16 protein-coding genes are annotated in these 18,810 nt (G+C 33.1%); 8 read left to right on the plus strand and 8 right to left on the minus strand.

The window, feature by feature from the left end:
* Nucleotides 1-79: 79 nt before the first annotated feature.
* The 3 genes from ABD859_RS20905 to ABD859_RS20915 all read right to left on the minus strand — a co-directional run bounded on the left by ABD859_RS20905 (nt 80) and on the right by ABD859_RS20915 (nt 3,734).
* Nucleotides 80-2,569, minus strand: a complete 2,490-nt coding sequence (locus tag ABD859_RS20905) for a DUF5686 and carboxypeptidase regulatory-like domain-containing protein (protein ID WP_345146635.1) — start codon at nt 2,567-2,569, stop codon at nt 80-82.
* A gap of 70 nt (nt 2,570-2,639) precedes the next feature.
* Nucleotides 2,640-3,053 carry a type II 3-dehydroquinate dehydratase gene (aroQ, locus tag ABD859_RS20910; protein WP_213259054.1) on the minus strand — a complete coding sequence of 138 codons (414 nt, stop codon included), beginning with the start codon at nt 3,051-3,053 and terminating at the stop codon, nt 2,640-2,642.
* Between the two features lie 120 nt (nt 3,054-3,173).
* On the minus strand, nt 3,174-3,734 hold the full coding sequence (locus ABD859_RS20915) for a porin family protein (RefSeq protein ID WP_345146637.1): 561 nt from the start codon (nt 3,732-3,734) through the stop codon (nt 3,174-3,176).
* Nucleotides 3,735-4,015: 281 nt separating this feature from the next.
* Here ABD859_RS20915 and ABD859_RS20920 point away from each other — a divergent pair, with 281 nt between their 5' ends.
* From ABD859_RS20920 to ABD859_RS20935, 4 genes are all read left to right on the plus strand, one after another.
* The gene (locus ABD859_RS20920; RefSeq protein ID WP_345146638.1) at nt 4,016-4,576 is read left to right on the plus strand and encodes an outer membrane beta-barrel protein; all 561 of its coding nucleotides are present in this window, start codon (nt 4,016-4,018) and stop codon (nt 4,574-4,576) included.
* A gap of 202 nt (nt 4,577-4,778) precedes the next feature.
* The gene (locus ABD859_RS20925; protein ID WP_345146639.1) at nt 4,779-5,363 is read left to right on the plus strand and encodes a porin family protein; all 585 of its coding nucleotides are present in this window, start codon (nt 4,779-4,781) and stop codon (nt 5,361-5,363) included.
* A gap of 82 nt (nt 5,364-5,445) precedes the next feature.
* Entirely contained in the window at nt 5,446-6,342 is an 897-nt protein-coding gene (xerD, locus tag ABD859_RS20930; RefSeq protein WP_345146640.1) for a site-specific tyrosine recombinase XerD, read from the plus strand.
* A 142-nt stretch (nt 6,343-6,484) separates the two neighbouring features.
* Nucleotides 6,485-8,005 (plus strand): sensor histidine kinase, encoded by a 1,521-nt coding sequence (locus tag ABD859_RS20935; protein WP_345146642.1) that lies wholly within the window; start codon nt 6,485-6,487, stop codon nt 8,003-8,005.
* A gap of 58 nt (nt 8,006-8,063) precedes the next feature.
* On the opposite strand, the gene rny is transcribed toward ABD859_RS20935, so the two are convergent.
* The 3 genes from rny to ABD859_RS20950 all read right to left on the minus strand — a co-directional run bounded on the left by rny (nt 8,064) and on the right by ABD859_RS20950 (nt 10,421).
* Entirely contained in the window at nt 8,064-9,623 is a 1,560-nt protein-coding gene (gene rny, locus ABD859_RS20940; protein WP_345146644.1) for a ribonuclease Y, read from the minus strand.
* Nucleotides 9,624-9,832: 209 nt separating this feature from the next.
* Complete coding sequence (locus tag ABD859_RS20945; RefSeq protein WP_012022231.1) at nt 9,833-10,126, minus strand: cell division protein ZapA; 294 nt, start codon at nt 10,124-10,126, stop codon at nt 9,833-9,835.
* Nucleotides 10,127-10,130: 4 nt separating this feature from the next.
* Nucleotides 10,131-10,421: a hypothetical protein gene (locus tag ABD859_RS20950; protein WP_345146645.1), complete on the minus strand. Its 291-nt coding sequence runs from the start codon at nt 10,419-10,421 to the stop codon at nt 10,131-10,133.
* Nucleotides 10,422-10,603: 182 nt separating this feature from the next.
* Between ABD859_RS20950 and ABD859_RS20955 the strand changes: the two genes are divergently transcribed.
* The 4 genes from ABD859_RS20955 (at nt 10,604) to ABD859_RS20970 (ending at nt 15,988) form a co-directional block, all read left to right on the plus strand.
* The gene (locus ABD859_RS20955; RefSeq protein ID WP_345146646.1) at nt 10,604-12,286 is read left to right on the plus strand and encodes a M23 family metallopeptidase; all 1,683 of its coding nucleotides are present in this window, start codon (nt 10,604-10,606) and stop codon (nt 12,284-12,286) included.
* An 11-nt stretch (nt 12,287-12,297) separates the two neighbouring features.
* Nucleotides 12,298-14,763, plus strand: coding sequence for a carboxypeptidase-like regulatory domain-containing protein (locus ABD859_RS20960; protein ID WP_345146648.1), 2,466 nt, complete (start codon nt 12,298-12,300; stop codon nt 14,761-14,763).
* Nucleotides 14,764-14,847: 84 nt separating this feature from the next.
* Entirely contained in the window at nt 14,848-15,567 is a 720-nt protein-coding gene (locus ABD859_RS20965; RefSeq protein ID WP_345146649.1) for a CREC-EF hand family protein, read from the plus strand.
* Nucleotides 15,568-15,574: 7 nt separating this feature from the next.
* Nucleotides 15,575-15,988, plus strand: coding sequence for a hypothetical protein (locus ABD859_RS20970; protein ID WP_345146650.1), 414 nt, complete (start codon nt 15,575-15,577; stop codon nt 15,986-15,988).
* 76 nt (nt 15,989-16,064) lie between these two features.
* Here the strand turns inward: ABD859_RS20970 and ABD859_RS20975 are convergent, their stop codons facing one another.
* A complete protein-coding gene (locus ABD859_RS20975) occupies nt 16,065-16,766 on the minus strand; it encodes a hypothetical protein (protein WP_345146651.1) in 702 nt (233 codons plus the stop codon).
* A gap of 131 nt (nt 16,767-16,897) precedes the next feature.
* A complete protein-coding gene (locus ABD859_RS20980; protein ID WP_345146653.1) occupies nt 16,898-18,727 on the minus strand; it encodes an ABC transporter ATP-binding protein in 1,830 nt (609 codons plus the stop codon).
* Nucleotides 18,728-18,810 lie beyond the last annotated feature (83 nt).

Consider the following 18,810-nt stretch of genomic DNA (forward strand, 5'->3'; position numbering starts at 1 on the left):
CAGCAAAGGTTCAAAGTGACAAAGAAGAAAATAATTACTGAAAAACCTTTGTCACTTTGAATCTTTGTTCCTATGTACCTTAATTCAACACATTCAATATCTTCAACCCAAACACAACACCATTTTGCTGAATACCGCCTTGGTAAGAATGCACATAATCAACACGGAATAATTTAAATTTCCCGAAACCTAAGTTATCTAAGCCAACTGTAAATTCGGTATAAGGTTTTCGGTCTGGAATTGCCAATGAATGAAATCCAAGATTCATAGTCGACTTTAAAAGATTTATAAGCGGAATTTTATTCGTTATAAATCCCATATCATTGTGTTCTAAATGCATTTCAAAATAACGATCGTTTGTGCTGTTAGCGTAATAAGGCATTAAATTGAAAACATTTAAATATCGATCACTGGTGCCAATATGAGTTTGGTTTCCGTTAAAATGTCTGTAATCGATAAAAGAGATATTTTCTGCATTAAAGAATTTTCCAGCTTTAAAATTCATTCCTAAAACACCTTTATTGTCTAGTTTTAAATCATATTGTACAGCGGTTCCAATTCGTTCAAATTCATAGTTTTTATTGCTTGCTGCAAAAGCTTTTTCAAAGGCTAAATAAATCGTTGGATATCTTTCATCTTTAAAATTATATCTTCCGTCGGGTCTTGAAATATATTTGTTGCCAAAGTTAATTCGCGCATTTAAACCCGCTTTTATTAAATGATGCTGACTGAATGCAGGCGTTACAAAATCATCTGGTGCCAGCGGATTATTTGATGAATAAATATCGTCTCTTTTAAAGAAAGAATAATCAGTTGTATTAAATAATGGTTTGCGTTGTTCGTAAGCAATTTTTGCATTTAAATTCACGCCGTTTGCAATATCCTGAGCATAATTAATTTGAGCAAATTCTAAGTTATACAACTTCATATAATTGTCTTTAAAAAATAAAGAACTTATAGAATTGACAAATTTAGAAATAGGTTCTGCGTTATTAAACTGAGCCGTTTTTGTTCCTCCCGAAACATAAATAGATGCGTAATTGATATTATTAAATCGGTGGCTGAACTCGCCCGTAACACGGAGGCGTTCATCTGAAAAACCATAATTAAAAGTGGTGCTTACAGATGTCGTTTTTCCGTTTTCGTCATTCCATTTTTTAAAAGAAAAACCAGAATCAAGATTAAACCCCTGAACAGTATTAAAACTTAATGACGTAATATTTAATAATCCGTCGTATTTAAATGAATGTTTTTTGAAAGTGTTTTTATAATCATAACCTCGCAGAATATCCCAGATTTTGAATTTATTATTTTTAGCATCAATCGAATCCGTATATTTTTTTGATTTTCGAATAATTTGCAGACTGTCCTTTTTAGTATAATCTGTACTTTCTTCGATTGTTAAAGGTATCGGACGAATTTCGTTCCAGAAAGCATCGTCTTTTTTATTGGCATTTAAGTCAAAAGCTACGATTTCATTTCCGAAAGTCTTCTTCGAAAAAGCTTCAGGAAATTCATAATTCGAATACACATAATTAAACTGACCTGAAAATTTTACTCCAAAAGCGCCTGCATTAAACGAAAGTGTCTGCGCATTTTTTGACCAGATTTTATTGGCAGCATTATAAATAAAGCTTTGTTTTAAGGTCATGTTTTCGGTAAATTCATTTTTCGCACGATAACCTTTTATGTCTAAATCGACCGCATAAATGGCAAAACTATCATCGACGATATATATATAACCTTCAAAAACAGGTTCTTTATCTCGTTTAGGAATTACTTTTATTTTATAAATCTGATGTTTGCTATCATCATAAAAGCTTCCTTCGAGTTTGTATTTATAATAGCTAAAAGCATTGCCGGCAATTGGAGAAATCAGGTTTACATCAAATTCCAGCGTATTATCGTAAAAATCGTAATTTGATAAAGCGGCCGTATTATAGCTGAAACCTTTATTATTTCCTGAGATTTTTGATGCTATAATAGTTTCCTTTAGTTTATCTGGTTTTTGATAAGAAACTTTAGAAATCGTTTCAGATAGATACAAAATGCCGGTTCCGGTAGAATCTAAATTTGAAGATAAATCAGGACCAAGATCAACTTTCTGACCTAAGATTTTTTTAGGCAGATCTTTTACTTTTAAAATTCCTTTAGAATAGAAATCGGCAGTATATCGGGCTGTTTTTTCAGAGTTTTGTTTTCTGTTGGCAATGGCGTTTTTAATAATTGCATTTGCGGGGTTATTTTTTGGATCAATAACGACTTCGTTTAATGCGAAACTTTCTTCCTGCATTTTTACATCCAAAGTCAGGTTTTTAGAATCTGCAGAAACTGTTATTTTTTGAGTTTTAAAACCAAGATATTGAAAAACGATTTTATTTCTGCCAATTTCCTTAACCTGCAATTGATATTGACCTTGCTCGTTAGAAGTGGTTCCTCTGTAAGTGCCTTCTTCAAAAATAGAAACAAACGGCAGAGGATTTCCTTTTTCGTCAGTTACAGTTCCTTTAATCTGGGCTGAACTTAAAATTGAAAAAAATAAAAGGGCAGATAAAATAATGTTTTTCATGTAAGTGGTTTCTCTTACAAAAATAAAATAACTCGAAAATGAGCTTATTAATAATTTGTTAAATAACGCTTTACAAAAAAGACTGAATTGCCAGTTCGTAGCTTTTTAATCCAAAGCCTAAAATAACACCTTTTGCATTTCCAGATAAATATGACTGATGTCTGAAGCTTTCGCGTGCATAGGTATTAGAAATATGAACTTCAATTACTGGTGTTGTTACAGCTTTCATAGCGTCGCCCAAACCTATCGAAGTGTGAGTATAGGCACCGGCGTTAAGAATAATACCGTCGAAAGTAAAACCGCATTCTTGAATTTTTCCAATTAATTCGCCTTCAATATTACTTTGGTAATAAGAAAGTTCGATGTTTGGAAATTTTTGTTGCAGCGTTTCAAAATAGTCTTCAAAGGTCTGGCTTCCGTAAACTTCTGGTTCGCGTTTTCCTAAAAGATTCAAATTTGGTCCGTTGATAATGCAGATTTTCATGTTTAAGATATTTGTATTGAAATATTGGCGTTTATTTGGCCATTGTCATTGTGCTCTGTAAAAATAAAAAAACCGCTCTAAATAAATAGAACGGTTTTTATAAAAGTATGTGATATATTTTTAGAACATGTATCCAGCAGAAAGTTGGAATACAGAGTTTTTAAAGTCAGCTTCTTTTGAAATTTCTGTCAAACCTAAACCATAACGAGCCTGAACAAAAAGACCTCCAACAACTTTTAATCCTAAACCGGCATTAAGCGAAAAGTCGAATGTTTTTGGATCTGCAGCATCAAATTCTTTTTTATTGCTAACAAGAAACGAAGCCTGCGGACCAAGTTCTAAACTAAGAGATTTAGTCATGTAGATTTTTGCCATTACAGGAATAGCAATATATCCCATTTCGTTTTTAAAATCCTGTACAGCACTTTTGTATTCTGCTCCTTGTGTAGTATACAAAAGCTCAGGCTGAATAGAGAATTTCTCTAATAATTTAAGTTCAGCGACTAAACCACCGTGGTAACTGGTGATACCTTCTTTATCAACAGAGATTCCGTTAAAACCAGAACCGCCTGTTTGGTTAGCAAAGTTAACTCCGGCTTTAACCCCGATTTGTATAAACTGTGCCTGGATCGTAGCTGTTGTTGCAATGAACAATACAGCTGCTAGAAGTATTTTCTTCATAAAAAGTGTTTTTAGTGTTTGGTATTTAAATGTTATTCTACAGTTCAAAACTACATTATTTTCATTTTATTGTTTTATATATGGCTTTATATAATTATTAAAATTTACACTTTTTTACTTTTATTTAACTGCTTTTGCTTGTGTTTTTGGCTTAATTACTTGAAAATCAATTTTTTTTTTGTAGTACAATTCTGGCTTATTTTAATACTTTAAAAACGTTTACAGGACTTTTTTTAATAGGTATAATCCTAGTTTTGATTTTTGTAATTAAAATTTATATCATGAAAAAAGTTATTTTAACTGCTGTTGCAGTATTAGGTTTTGCATTTGCTAATGCACAAACTGGAGGTTTCTCAAAAGGTGATGCATTTATTTCTGGAGCTTTAAATGTAAATTCAACTAAAGAAGGAGATGCAAAAGCTAACAATTTTACAGTTGAACCTAGAGTAGGTTATTTTGTATCTGAAAACATTGCAATTGGGGCAAAATTAGGTTTTGGAACAACAAAAAAAGGAGATGACAAAACAAACAATTTTACTGCTGGAGCATTTGGAAGATACTATTTTACTCCTGCTTCTCAGTTTTCTGTGTATGGTCAGGCTGGTCTTGATTTTACAAACCGTAAGGAAAAACCAAGGGATTACAAAGAAAATGAAATCGGAGCAAACGTTGGTTTAGGTTTAAGCTATTTCTTATCAAACCATTTCGCAATCGAAGCTACATGGTTAGGTTTAGGGTATAGCGTAAATAATAATGGTGGTCATGGTGTAGATAAAACTAATACATTTGATTTTGGCACTGACTTAAGAGCTGTAAGTTTTGGAGTAGTTTACAAATTCTAAGTAAAATATTTAGTTAGTTTTTTAAAGGGCCTTCCTCATTTGAGGAGGGCTTTTTTATGTCTTGAAAACCAGGATTTAAAATTCAATTAATTTTTATTTAACAATCTACCTTCATATTACCACTTTATTTGTTAAATTCCTAATATAGAATTATGAAGAATATTTTTATATTTGGCAAATTAATAACCCAAAACAAATTGTAATGAAGAAAATTATTTTAGCTGCTATAGCAGTAATGGCATTTAGTTTTGCTAACGCTCAAGAAACAAGATTTGGAGTAAAAGGAGGTCTTAACTTGACAAACTGGGCAGGTGGAGATGTTAGAGACACTAAATCTTTAGTAGGTTTCCACGTTGGAGGTTTTGCCGAAATTAAAATTATTGAAAAATTGGCTATTCAGCCAGAGCTTTTATTCTCTACTCAAGGAACTAAAGTTGACTTTGGTGGATTTGGAGGAGATTTTGATATTAAAACAAACTATTTAAATATTCCTGTACTAGCTAAATATTACATCGTAGAGAAATTTAGTGTTGAAGCGGGTCCGCAGATTGGTTTTTTGCTTTCAGCAAAAGCTGATGGAGAAGATGCTAAAGATGGTTTTAAATCAGTTGATTTAGGATTCAATTTAGGAGCTGGATACCATTTTACAGACAATGTTTCTGTTAATCTTCGCTACACAATTGGTTTATCTCCTCTTGCTGATAATGCTGATATTGATACAGAAGGTGATTATTATGACAGTGCAAAAAACAGCGTTTTAGCTTTATCATTTGCTTACAAATTCTAATAGAATCTTCTCTAAGAAATATTCAAAACCTTCCTGATTCAGGAAGGTTTTTTTATGCACAAAAATGTTTTACTTTGTAAATATGAAATGGAATAATTATATAAAAGATTATCAGTCGTATTTAAGGATAGAAAGAGGTTTGTCTAAAAATACAATTGAAAATTACAGCTTTGATATCGAGAGATTATGTCTTTTTTTAGAAACGAATCAAATTGATGTTTCGCCTTTAAAAATTACTGATGAAACCATTCAGCAGTTTATATATGCCGTTTCTAAAGAAGTAAATCCAAGATCGCAGGCACGTATAATTTCCGGACTAAAAAGTTTTTTTAGTTATTTAGTTTTTGAAGATTATCGAAATGATAGTCCTTTGGAGTTAATAGAAAGTCCAAAAACCGGACGAAAGCTTCCTGATACTTTAAGCGTAAAAGAAATCGATGCTCTGATTGATGCCATAGATTTGAGCAGTAACGAAGGCGAAAGAAACCGTGCTATACTTGAAAGTCTTTACGGATGCGGACTTAGGGTTTCTGAACTGGTTTCGCTTAAAATTTCGGATTTGTATTTTGATGAAGGTTTTATAAAAATTACCGGAAAAGGAAACAAAGAGCGTTTTGTTCCTATTGGAAAACTGACTCAAAAATATATCCAAATCTATCAAAATGAAATACGAGTTCATTTAAATATCAAAAAAGGCTGTGAAGATACTTTGTTTTTAAACCGAAGAGGCGGTCAGCTTACTCGTGCTATGATTTTTACTATTATAAAAGATCTCGCTGTAAAAATCAATTTAAACAAAAGTATAAGTCCGCACACATTACGTCATTCGTTTGCAACACATTTATTAGAAAACGGTGCCGATTTAAGATCGATTCAACTCATGTTAGGGCACGAATCGATTACAACAACCGAAATCTATGTGCATTTAGACAGAAGTTTCCTGAAAGAAGTGATGCATTCATATCATCCACGCAGATAAATTTTTTGGCACGTTGTTAATTTTTAAATCAAAAATTAATACCTTGTATTAAAATTTTACATTATAGCGAATAAAATAAGCTGATTTTTGAGTATTCATTGGCTCGGTTTTAGTATAGTATTATTTACTTAAATAGCGGTATATGGTTTTTGATTTATACAGTAATGAGGATTGCTTAGAGATAAATAATTTTTACAGAAAGTTGTTTGCTGAAATGCCAGACTTGATTTTTCAGTTTATTATAGACAGCGATAATAATTACACTTTTCCTTTGGTCAGCAAATCTGCTGATGAAATTTTTGAACTTCCTGTGCAGGATTTTACAGACGATATAAAACTTACTATTTACGAGAGAATTCTGGATCAGGACAGGGATTTCTTTTTTCAGTCTTTGGTAAAAGCCAGAAAAGAAATTGAACCATGGCAGATTGAATTTAGAGCAGTTTTACCGAAAAAAGGACTTCGCTGGTTTAAGGTTTCGGCTAAATCAGAATTATCGACAGATGGGAGAGTAAGTTTTTTTGGTCATATTTCTGATATTACCGAATTAAAAGACAAAGAAGAAAAACTTCGTATTTCTGAAGAACGTTTTCAGTTTGCTCTTGAGGCTTCTACAGCAGGAATCTGGGATTGGGATATGGTAACTAACAATGTTTTTTATTCATCTCTTTCGCTTAAAATTTTAGAATTAGAATCGACAGATATTTTTGATGATCCGGAACGCTGGGATAAAATTGTGCATCCGGATGATCTTCCAAAATATTACTCAGACATTAGAGAACACTTTGATAATAAAATTCCGTATTATGAAAATTACCATCGTGTAATGACTTCAAGTGGTAATTATAAATGGATTCTAGATAGGGGAAAAGTAATTAAACGTGATGAAAATGGAAAACCGCTGCGCGTAATTGGAACGCATACCGATGTTTCTGCTCAAAAAGAAAAAGAGTTGGAGTTGTTAAAAACGATGAAACTCTACAGCGATCAAAACAGCCGACTTTTGAATTTTTCGCATATTGTTTCTCATAATTTAAATACACAGGCCGGGAATATTAAATCTATTCTTGATTTTATTGATGCAGACGGAGATAAGGAAACGGTAACAGAAATGCTGGAACATTTGCGTACTGTTTCAAATGATTTAAATGAAACGATTTCTAATTTAACACAGATTGTAAAAACACAAAGTAATATTAATATTGCTGTTGAACCTTTAAAACTTCATGAGTATATTGAAAAAACAATTTCCACGATAAAAGGTTACGATAATCAAAAGAAGGTTACAATTATAAATAACGTGCCTCAGTATCTAACGATTAATTTTAATCCGGCTTATCTCGAAAGTGTTTTACTCAATTTTACGACTAATGCTATCAAATATGCGCATCCGGATCGTGAACCTGTAATTTCTTTTGATTTTGGTATAGAACCCGAAGGTTATAAATCATTAAAAATTACAGATAACGGTTTAGGAATTGATTTAAAAGTATATGGAGAGTTGTTATTTGGAATGTATAAAACATTTCATAAACATAACGAGGCTCGAGGAATTGGTCTGTATATCACAAGAAACCAAATTGAAGCCATGAAAGGGAGTGTTTCTGTAGAAAGTGAGGTTGGAGTAGGAACGACCTTTAAAATTGTTTTTAATGATCTTTAAAAGTAGATCAAAAAAAGGCTGTCATTGACAGCCTTTTTTTGATATATAGTGAGAAAAATTATTTAGCAATATTAACTGCTCTTGTTTCTCTGATTACTGTAACTTTTACCTGACCTGGGTAAGTCATTTCTGTTTGGATTTTTTGTGAAATTTCAAAAGATAAGTTTGCTGCGTTATCATCAGAAACTTTTTCGCTTTCTACAATTACACGTAATTCTCTACCAGCCTGAATTGCATAAGCATTTTTAACACCGCTGAATCCGTAAGCAACATCTTCAAGATCTTTTAAACGCTGGATATATGAATCTAGTACCTGACGTCTCGCTCCCGGTCTTGCTCCTGAAATAGCATCACAAACCTGAACAATTGGCGATAATAATGATTTCATTTCGATCTCGTCGTGGTGAGCTCCAATAGCGTTGCAAACTTCGTCTTTCTCGCCGTATTTCTCAGCCCACTGCATACCTAATAAGGCGTGTGGTAAATCACTTTCTGTGTCTGGCACTTTACCAATATCGTGAAGTAAACCTGCTCTTTTTGCTAGTTTTACATTCAATCCTAATTCTGCAGCCATGATACCACAAAGTTTAGAAACTTCTCTTGAGTGCTGTAATAAGTTTTGTCCGTAAGAAGAACGGTATTTCATTCTACCTACAACTTTAATTAATTCTGGGTGTAAACCGTGAATTCCTAAGTCAATTACGGTACGTTTTCCAACTTCGATAATTTCGTCATCGATTTGTTTTGCTGTTTTAGCAACAACTTCTTCAATACGTGCCGGGTGAATACGTCCGTCAGTTACTAATTTGTGTAAAGACAAACGAGCAATTTCTCTACGAACCGGGTCAAAGCAAGAAAGGATAATTGCTTCGGGTGTATCATCAACAATGATTTCAACTCCTGTAGCGGCTTCAAGTGCTCTAATGTTACGACCTTCACGACCAATGATTCTTCCTTTTACATCATCAGATTCTATGTTGAAAACAGAAACACAGTTTTCAACCGCTTCTTCTGTACCAACTCTTTGAATTGTATTGATTATGATTTTTTTAGCTTCCTGTTGTGCAGTAAGTTTTGCCTCTTCAATAGTTTCCTGAATGTGAGACATCGCTTTTGTTTTAGCTTCAGCTTTTAAACCTTCAACTAATTGTTCTTTTGCTTCATCTGCAGAAAGTCCTGAAATTACTTCAAGCTGTTGTAATTGGCTTTTGTGTAATTTATCAACTTCAGCTTGTTTTTTGTCTAAAAGCTCGATTTTGTTATTGTATTCAGCTGTTTTAGCTTCAAAATCGTCATTTACTTTTTTGGCTTTAGAAAGCTCGTTAGAAACTTGAGATTCTTTGTCACGCACGCGTTTTTCAACTTCAGCAACTTTTTTATCTCTTGCTAAAATAACTTGTTCGTGTTCAGATTTTAATTCGATAAAACGCTCTTTTGCCTGAAGAATTTTATCTTTTTTTATGTTTTCGGCTTCTAAATTAGCATCTTTTAAAATGGAAGCTGCTTCTTTTTTAGCGTTTTTGATTAGGTTTGAAATATTACTTTTCTCGATAATTTTAGCTATTGCAAAACCTGCCGCAATACCTACAATACCAATAATGATCGTTATGATGTCCATGTTTGTTAGGGTTTATATATAAAAAAAGCCTACATTAATTGCTTGTATAAACTCGTAAAGACAAGTTTTGAGCTAACTCACTGTTCAAGTTTCCCAGCCAGAAGGAGGGCATACTATAGTAGCGACGATTTGCTCATTCTAAATTGTTAGTGTTGAGTTTACCAATTGTGAACTAATGTAGGCAGTATCTTAGTTTCTGTAAAGAACGTTTAATTTTCGAGATATTGATCTAAAAGCGAATTTAATCTTTTAATCCTTTCGATAGTTTCCTCTCCATCGATTGCGTTATCGATTTGTTTTTGTTCCACCTGCGATGCAAATTGCAGTGCACACATGGCTAATACATCTTGTTTGTCACGAACCGCGTAACTTTCTTCGAATTGCTTAATCATAGCATCAATTTTTTTTGAGGCGCTTCTAAGGCCTTCTTCCTGAGCAGGTTCAACCGTTAACGGGTAAACGCGGTCGGCAATTGATATTTTAATTCTAAGCTTTCCGTCCATGTTATTAATCTGATAGTTGCGCTATACAGTAATCAATTTCGCGAATTAATGAATTTATTTTAAGCTTTGTCTCTCTCTTGTTATTGTCGCTGCCAAGCAACGAATTGGCTATTTTAAGTGTTTCATATTGCTTTTTCAAAGCTTCCATTTCTTCAGATTGTTTCTGGATAATTTGCACGGCTTTGGCTAATTCTAATCGTAATTCCTGATTGTTTTTCTCCAGGCCTTTTGATTTTTCAAAAAGCTTTTCGACTTTATATTCAAGAGCATCAATTATTTCGGCAATTACACTCATTATAAATCCTATTCATTACTTAATCATACAAAGTTAGTATTCCTTTTTATTAATGCAATTTTTTCTCGATTTTTTTGCGTTAAAAATAATCAAATTAATGAATTTCAGTTAATTGTATTTTTTGTATGTTTTTTCTTGCTTTTATTGCTTTATTTTTGCTTATCTTAGCAAAAATGTAGTTTATGAGATTATATGTACTTGCCCTTTTAATTTGTAATTCTGTGTTTGCTCAAACACAATATCCTAAAGATTATTTCCGCCCTCCATTAGATATTCCCATGCAGCTTTCAGGAAATTTTGGCGAATTAAGACCCAATCATTTCCATGCTGGTTTTGATCTGAAAACTAATCAGCGAGAAGGATTAACTGTGCATGCCATTGCGGATGGATATGTTTCGAGAATTAAAATTTCGACTTTTGGAAACGGAAAATGTATTTATATTACACATCCAAATGGATATACTTCTGTTTACGGACATTTGCAAACTCCCACTGGGGCAATATTAGATTATGTGAAAAAAACGCATTACAAAGAAAAGGCGTATGAAATCGAAATGTTTCCAAAACCAGATGAGTTACCTGTAGCAAAAGGTGATATAATTGGACTTTCCGGAAATACAGGTTCATCTGAAGGACCGCACCTTCATTTTGAAATCCGAGATTCAAAAACAGAATTTGTGATCAATCCAATTTTCTTTGGCTTTGACCAAAATATAAAAGATACCAAAAAGCCTACATTATCCAGTTTGTATGTTTATCCGTTAGATAATGCAACAGTTAACCAGTCAAAACAGCCTTTACTGGTTAATATGACGCTTCAAAAAGACGGAACGTATCTAGCAGGAAAAATAAAAACAAACGGAAAAATTGGTTTTGGAATTAATGCTGTCGACACAGATGATGTTTCGTATAATAAAAATGGGGTTTTTAATGTTTCGACTTTTTTAAACGGAAACCAAAATTACAACTATCAGTTTAATACGTATTCGTTTGACGAAATGCGTTATATTAATGCTTTTATCGATTATCCTCGATACAAAAAAACGAGTCAGCGCGTGCAGAAGCTTTTTATGAAAACGCCTTTTGCATTAAGTATTATTAAAACAGATTCGCTTAGAGGAATAATTACAGCTGTGCCTAATCTGGCTTCAAATTACAGAATTGAAGTTTCTGATTATTTCGGAAATCAAAATTCGATTACCGTTCCTGTTGAGTACGATTCTGCAACACCGCTTGTAGAAGCCGAGCCGGTTACATCAAAATATTTTGTGAAATACAATAGAGATACTAATTTTGAAAAAGACAATATGTCGGTTTTCTTTCCTGCGGGGACTTTCTATGAAGATTTTAATATGAATTTTGATGTTAGAAACAAGAAAGTTTACATTCACGACGATACAGTTCCGGTACATTCTAATTTTACAATTACGATAAAAGATTCACTTTATCCGGAATCTTTAAGAGATAAACTTTACATAGGAAGAGGAAACAGTTTTAACGGAACGATTAGAAAAGGCGATGTTTTTACTGCCAAAGCAAAAATATTGGGTGCTTATGGTTTGGTCTTAGATACAATTCCGCCGGTTATAAAAATTACAAAACCAGTTGAAGGAAAATGGATCAGTTCTGATAAGAAAATTGAATTTATAATTGGGGATTCTGGTTCTGGAATCAAATCATATAACGGTTATTTAAACGGAAGCTGGGTATTATTTGAATACGAAAATAAAAACAGAAAAATTACACATACTTTTGATGATCAGTATTTGACTGAAGGAGAAAACTTTTTAAAAATTGAAGTGGTTGATAATGTAGGAAATTCTACTATCTTTGAAACTCATTTTTTTAGAAGTCAACAAAAATAAAACCCAAATCTTTGAATAAAAACAAGTTAATATTCGCTTTACTTTTCTTGTGCTTTACTTATATTTCATTTGCTCAAAACGCTCATGTTAAAGGTATTATTTTAGATAATGAAAATCATCCGGTTTCAAATGTCAATATTACATCTGGCAAAAACAATACGCAGTCAGATGCAAATGGTTTTTTTGAAATTGATGTAGTTTCGAATAGAAAAACTTCGATCATTTTTACCCATATTTCTTTAAAAATGATAAGCCTGACGGTGAATTTAAAACCAGACGAAATTTTTGTTTTTAATCCTGTAATGAATAATTCGCAGGAGCAGATGGGTGAAGTTTTTGTGTCATCTAAAAACAGAAAACGAGTTCAGGGAATTACTACTGTCGAAACAGCCACAATAAAAAAGATTCCGGGAGCAAATGCCGGTATAGAAAATATTCTAAAAACACTTCCGGGTGTAAATTCAAATAATGAATTAAGTACACAATATGCGGTTAGAGGCGGTAATTATGATGAAAATCTGGTTTATGTAAACGAAGTCGAAGTTTATCGTCCGTTTTTAATTCGTTCAGGACAGCAGGAAGGATTAAGTTTTACCAATACAGATTTGGTTCAAAACGTAGATTTTTCAGCTGGAGGATTTCAGGCAAAATTTGGAGATAAATTATCCTCAGTTTTAGATATTACTTATCGAAAACCAACTCAGTTTGGTGCTTCTCTCGAAGCTAGTTTTTTGGGCGGAAGCGCTTCTGTAGATTTGGTTTCTAAAAATAAAAAATGGTCTGCCGTTACCGGAGTGCGTTACCGAAACAATAGTCTGCTGGTAAACAGTCAGGATACGCAAACGAATTATACACCCACTTTTGCCGATATTCAAACGAATATTAATTATGATATTTCTGAAAAATGGCAGATGAGTTTTCTGGGGAATATTTCGCAGAATAAATATTTGTATCAGCCTTTAACACGCGAAACAAAATTTGGAACCATCGATCAGCCAATGGCTTTGGCGGTTTATTATGAAGGACAGGAAAAAGATCAATATGATACTTATTTTGGAGCTTTCAAAACAACTTATAAAGCTTCGCCTTCGCTGACTTTAAAATTTATTGGTTCTTTGTTTCATACCACAGAAGCAGAGCATTTTGATATTTTGGCACAATATCGCTTAGGAAATGTTGATCCCGAAAATCCGGGAAATCCATCATCAATTGATTTTACCCGCGGGATTGGTTCTCAATTAAATCACGCTAGAAATGATTTAGATGCCTTAATTGCCAATGCCGAAATAAAAGGATTTAAAGACTGGAAAGAAAGCCAGCTTGAGTTTGGATTAAAATATACCCGCGAATCTATTCGGGACAGAATTGTAGAGTGGGAGATGATCGATTCGGCAGGATTTTCGATTAATCCGCCATTAGTAATTCTGCCAAAAAACAATCAGCCGTATTCGTCATATACAGGTCCGCTTTTACCATACCAGGATATTCGAGCGACAAACTTCAATACTATAAATAGATTTTCGGGTTATGCTCAATGGAATAAACAATCTGAAATTGGTTCAAGCCAAATTTGGTATCATATTGGAGCGCGTTTTCAAAGCTGGAAAGTTTCTGGTGCTTTAGAAGAAGGAAAAAATCAATTTGTGGTGAGTCCGCGTGCACAGTTTGCCATAAAACCGGATTGGGATACTGATATGGTTTTTAGGCTTTCGGGAGGATTATACCATCAGCCGCCTTTTTACAGAGAACTTCGTGATCTGGAAGGCGTTGTAAATCCAAATGTAAAAGCGCAGGAAGCAATTCATGTGGTTTTGAGCAACGATTATAATTTCAAAATGTGGAATCGTCCGTTTAAATGGGTAACAGAATTGTATTATAAATCGATTTCAGATGTTAATGTGTATTCGATTGATAATGTTAGAATTCGATATGCAGCGAATAACAATGCAAAAGCATACGCACAAGGTCTTGATTTTAGATTAAACGGTGAATTTGTACCGGGAACTGAATCATGGGTAAGTTTTGGTTATTTAAAAACAGAAGAAAATTATGAAAACAAAGGTTATATAGCACGTCCAACAGATCAGCGTTTGAAATTTGCAATGTTGTTTCAGGATTATATGCCTAATATTCCGAGTGTGAAATTGTATTTGAATTTGGTTTACAATACCGGACTGCCGGGCGGCGCGCCTGCATATTCTGATCCGTATTTGTATCAAAACAGACTAAACGATTATAGAAGAGCTGATATTGGTTTTGCTAAGGTTTTTGTTGATTCCAGTACGCAGAGTTCTAAAACAAGCTGGCTGAAGAATTTTAAAGAACTATCTCTTGGGTTAGAGATTTTCAATCTTTTTAATAATCAAAATGCCATAACAAATACCTGGGTTCGCGATGTGTATTCTAAAAATCAATATGCGATTCCAAATTATATGACTTCGAGGGTTTTTAACGTTAAGTTAAATGCTAGATTGTAGGTTTTGAATTTCTCGAGTAAAATTCAATAAAAACCAAAATTACAATCAAAAATAGTATATTTGATAATTGAATATAATTTGTCGATGAGAAAGTACTCTAAATATATAGCCTTTGCAGTTATTGGAATGTTGATTAGCTGCCGTGAAGAAGTTCAAAAGCCAAAAGTAAGTTACGATGTTTCGAACAAAGTAAGTATTGCTAAAACGGATACCACTCAAATTGAAATCGCAGATCTTCCTATTCAAATGGAAGGAACGAATTATTTAATTCATCCGGTTGGCGATTTAAGAGTTTTTGAAAGAGGTTCGAAAGCACGTTACGGATCATCGAGTGTAAACGATGTGAGTTTTACGATTTCGAATTTAGGTGAATATGAAATTACGGGTTATCTTCAAAACTTGAAATTTCAGCAGGTAGATTCAGATTCTATTCGTCCTTTGTCAGATAAACCTATTTTGATTTTAACAGCAACTTATCTAAAAACCGTTGCAGACAAAACTCAAAATAAAGTAATGGTTTATACTTTAACGGATTCTGATACGAATAAAGACGGTAAAATTGATACGAGCGATATTAAAACTTTGTATTTAAGCGATGTCAGCGGAGAGAATTTTACAAAAGTTTCTGCTGATTTAGAAGAATTGGTAGACTGGAATTTAATTGAATCTAAAAACCGCTTGTATTTTAGAACTATCGAAGACACAAACCAAAATGGTCAGTTTGATAAAAATGATGTTTTGCACTACAACTACATAGATTTATCGGCTAAAAAATGGGAAGTTAAAGCTTATAAGCCGATATAGTTTTTTTATGAATCCAGAGGAAGAGGTTGAAGGCTATGATAAAGGAATTAAAATAGCAAAACGAATCTTTATGCCCATTTTTTTTCTTACTGTTGTTGGAGCATATTTCGTTGGTAATTCAATGGGATACATAGAAAAGGAATATAAAGAAGCTAATGAATATGGTTTTTCTGGAGTTATTTATGAAAAGAAAATAGAAGGAGGAGAGGGAGATCGTCTCCCACATTGTCTGTTTTTGAATTCTGGGGTTAGATGGCAAGTGAGTACTGAATTATATGGTAAAATGGAGATTGGCGATTCTGTGGTGAAAAAGTCTAAATCTGATTCTGTTTATTATTATAAAAAAGGTGGACAAATAATCATTGAAGATCAAAATTTGGATCTTAGAAATAGGTATTTAGAAAAACTCAAAGAAAAATAGACATAGACTTTTTAAAAGCTTTTGTTTAATAAGAGAAAAAAACTTAGAACCTTAGTCTCTCAGTACCTTAGAACCTCTAAATCAAAATATCACTTTCCAAATCAGATTTCTCAATTTCGAAACCAAAATCGAGACGCTCCACTAATTCGATTACCAGTTTTTTATACCAATTTTCAGATTTTGGGTGAATGTAGATTTTTTCAATTAACTGATTAATGTCGACGTTTATTTTTAGACCGTCATTTAATTTGATGTCACTTTTTGAAGTGTCGGTAAGAATGCGGACTTCGCGTTCGTATTGAAAACTTTTTCTTTTGAATAAAAAGGGAAAGAACAAATCATCAAACGGGATATATTCTTTTTTATAGTCAATGTAATTTACTTCGCCAATATACTGGTCAAAAGTATTTTCGGGTTTTACGGCTTTCTGCAGTCTGCCAATTGTAGACTGAATGGCTAAACCTTCGTTGTTTTTGGTGAAAATCTGCCACATGGCAAAAGATTCATATTCGTTAATATGCCAGCTGCTTATCGCTACTTTTTCGCGATGTATTTTATAATAATTTAAAAACTCAGGATTGTCGGCTGCAAGTTTTTTTATCTCTTCGTATGTTGGTTCGCTGAAAGTGCCTTCGTATTGATCTTCGAATTTGTCAGAACGAGACATGAATAACTTTTTTGAAAGCAGTAAATCAAGAAATTTAGATAAGTCAAGGTATTTCCAAACAATGGTATCAGGGTCTTCCGGAAGTTTTATGTTGGGGTTGTTAAGATACATTTTCGAGTGGTTAAATGATTTATTCTTTAACTAACCTAAAGTTATAAAAATAAACACAGATTAAAGAAATTAAACTGAGTTTTAATATATTTCCTTAATCTGTGTAGATATATGTTCGAATGTTGGTCTTTTTACGATTCGAAAGACTGCATCGTTACCAGTTTGTTGTAAGTTCCATTGTGTGCAATGAGTTCTTCGTGAGTTCCCTGTTCTACAATTTTTCCTTTTTGCATAACCACAATAACATCTGCTTTTTGAATAGTCGAAAGTCGGTGCGCAATTACAATTGAAGTTCTGTTCTGCATCATGTTCTCAAGAGCAACCTGAACAAATTTTTCACTTTCAGTATCTAATGCCGAAGTTGCTTCATCCAGAATCATAATCGGCGGGTTTTTCAATACCGCACGGGCAATAGATAAACGTTGTTTTTGTCCGCCCGAAAGTTTATTTCCGCTGTCTCCAATATTTGTGTAAATGCCTTTTGGAAGATCTTTTACGAACTCATAAGCATTAGCAATTTTTAAAGCTTCGATAATTTCATCATCTGTTGCGTCTAGTTTTCCTAATGCAATATTGGCTTTAATAGTATCATTAAATAAAATGCTGTCCTGAGTAACAAGTCCCATTAAACTGCGAAGAGACTGCAGATTCATGTCTTTAATATTGATTCCGTCAATAGAAATCGTTCCTTCGTTTACATCGTAAAAACGAGTCAGTAAATTAGCAATTGTACTTTTTCCACTTCCGGATTGTCCAACAAGCGCCACAGTCTGACCTTTTTTAATTTGAAGAGAAAAATCTTTAAGAACATTTTCTTCTTCATATTTAAAGTTAATGTGCTGAATATCGATATTGTCTTCGAAAGTAGTTTTTTCGATTGCGTTAGCTTTGCTTGTAATTGGGTTTTCCTGATTTAAAATTTCTAAAACACGCTCTGCAGCAGCATTTCCTCTTTTTACACCATAAGAAGCTTTAGAAATAGCTTTTGCCGGTGTCAGAATGTTATAAGCCAATCCCATATAAGCAATAAACGACGGGCCGCTCAAAGTTTTATCAATTAAAACCATTTGTCCTCCGTACCACAATAAAATCGCGATTACAGTAATTCCCATAAATTCACTGGCAGGAGAAGCTAAGTTTTGGCGGTTTCCAATACTGTTTGAAAGTTTGAAAAAACGATCGGTAGAATTTTGAAAAAGGGTAGTAAAATAATTTTCAGAATTATATCCTTTTACCACTTTTAGTCCGCCAATAGTTTCTTCAATTGTAGATAAAAACAAACCTTGTTCTTCCTGAGCCTTTGTTGACTGTTTTTTAAGTTGTTTTCCTATCAATGAAATAATATAGCCTGAAACAGGAATAAAAATAAAAACAAACAAAGTTAATTTCGTGCTTATAATTACCATAGTTGTTATGGTAAAAACAATGGTTAAAGGTTCTTTTACAATAAGCTCCAGAATAGCTAAAAATGAAGTTTGAACCTCGTTTACGTCGGCTGAAATTCTCGAAATAACATCACCTTTTCTTTTTTCAGAATAAAAAGCCAAAGGCAGTTCGAGTGTTTTTTTGTACATCGCATTTCGCATGTCTTTTAAAACACCATTTCTTAGGAAAGTGATAAAAAACATAGCTAAATAATCGGCAAGGTTTTTAAGTAAAAATATCGAAATAATAATCGTTACCATTATGGCTAAAATATAGCCGGGATCGTGACTGCCTTTTGTCGTGGTAATATAATAACTTAAATAATCTTCTCCGTATTGCTGTAGTTTTAAAATTCCTTCATAAACCGGTTTTTCGTGTCTGGCTTTTGTCTGGTCAAATAAAACCTGAAGCATTGGGATTAAAGCAACAAACGAAAGAGTGCTAAAAAGTGCATACAAAATATTAAAGAAGATATTTAAGAATGCGTATTTTTTATACGGGTATATAAAAGGAACTATTTTTTTGAAATTACTCATTTATTTTTTTGATATTATTTTCTTTTGGTAATGACTCTCTCACGTATCTCTGCGCAATTTGTCATGTAAATTTTCACCGCACA

The organism is Flavobacterium ginsengiterrae, from assembly GCF_039539785.1.
Taxonomy (GTDB): Bacteria; Bacteroidota; Bacteroidia; order Flavobacteriales; family Flavobacteriaceae; genus Flavobacterium; species Flavobacterium ginsengiterrae.

Coding starts and splice junctions, on each gene's coding strand:
- ABD859_RS20905 (WP_345146635.1), bottom strand. CDS start 2,569: ATGAAAAACATTATTTTATCTGCCCTTTTATTTTTTTCAATTTTAAGT.
- aroQ (WP_213259054.1), bottom strand. CDS start 3,053: ATGAAAATCTGCATTATCAACGGACCAAATTTGAATCTTTTAGGAAAA.
- ABD859_RS20915 (WP_345146637.1), bottom strand. CDS start 3,734: ATGAAGAAAATACTTCTAGCAGCTGTATTGTTCATTGCAACAACAGCT.
- ABD859_RS20920 (WP_345146638.1), top strand. CDS start 4,016: ATGAAAAAAGTTATTTTAACTGCTGTTGCAGTATTAGGTTTTGCATTT.
- ABD859_RS20925 (WP_345146639.1), top strand. CDS start 4,779: ATGAAGAAAATTATTTTAGCTGCTATAGCAGTAATGGCATTTAGTTTT.
- xerD (WP_345146640.1), top strand. CDS start 5,446: ATGAAATGGAATAATTATATAAAAGATTATCAGTCGTATTTAAGGATA.
- ABD859_RS20935 (WP_345146642.1), top strand. CDS start 6,485: ATGGTTTTTGATTTATACAGTAATGAGGATTGCTTAGAGATAAATAAT.
- rny (WP_345146644.1), bottom strand. CDS start 9,623: ATGGACATCATAACGATCATTATTGGTATTGTAGGTATTGCGGCAGGT.
- ABD859_RS20945 (WP_012022231.1), bottom strand. CDS start 10,126: ATGGACGGAAAGCTTAGAATTAAAATATCAATTGCCGACCGCGTTTAC.
- ABD859_RS20950 (WP_345146645.1), bottom strand. CDS start 10,421: ATGAGTGTAATTGCCGAAATAATTGATGCTCTTGAATATAAAGTCGAA.
- ABD859_RS20955 (WP_345146646.1), top strand. CDS start 10,604: ATGAGATTATATGTACTTGCCCTTTTAATTTGTAATTCTGTGTTTGCT.
- ABD859_RS20965 (WP_345146649.1), top strand. CDS start 14,848: ATGAGAAAGTACTCTAAATATATAGCCTTTGCAGTTATTGGAATGTTG.
- ABD859_RS20970 (WP_345146650.1), top strand. CDS start 15,575: ATGAATCCAGAGGAAGAGGTTGAAGGCTATGATAAAGGAATTAAAATA.
- ABD859_RS20975 (WP_345146651.1), bottom strand. CDS start 16,766: ATGTATCTTAACAACCCCAACATAAAACTTCCGGAAGACCCTGATACC.
- ABD859_RS20980 (WP_345146653.1), bottom strand. CDS start 18,727: ATGAGTAATTTCAAAAAAATAGTTCCTTTTATATACCCGTATAAAAAA.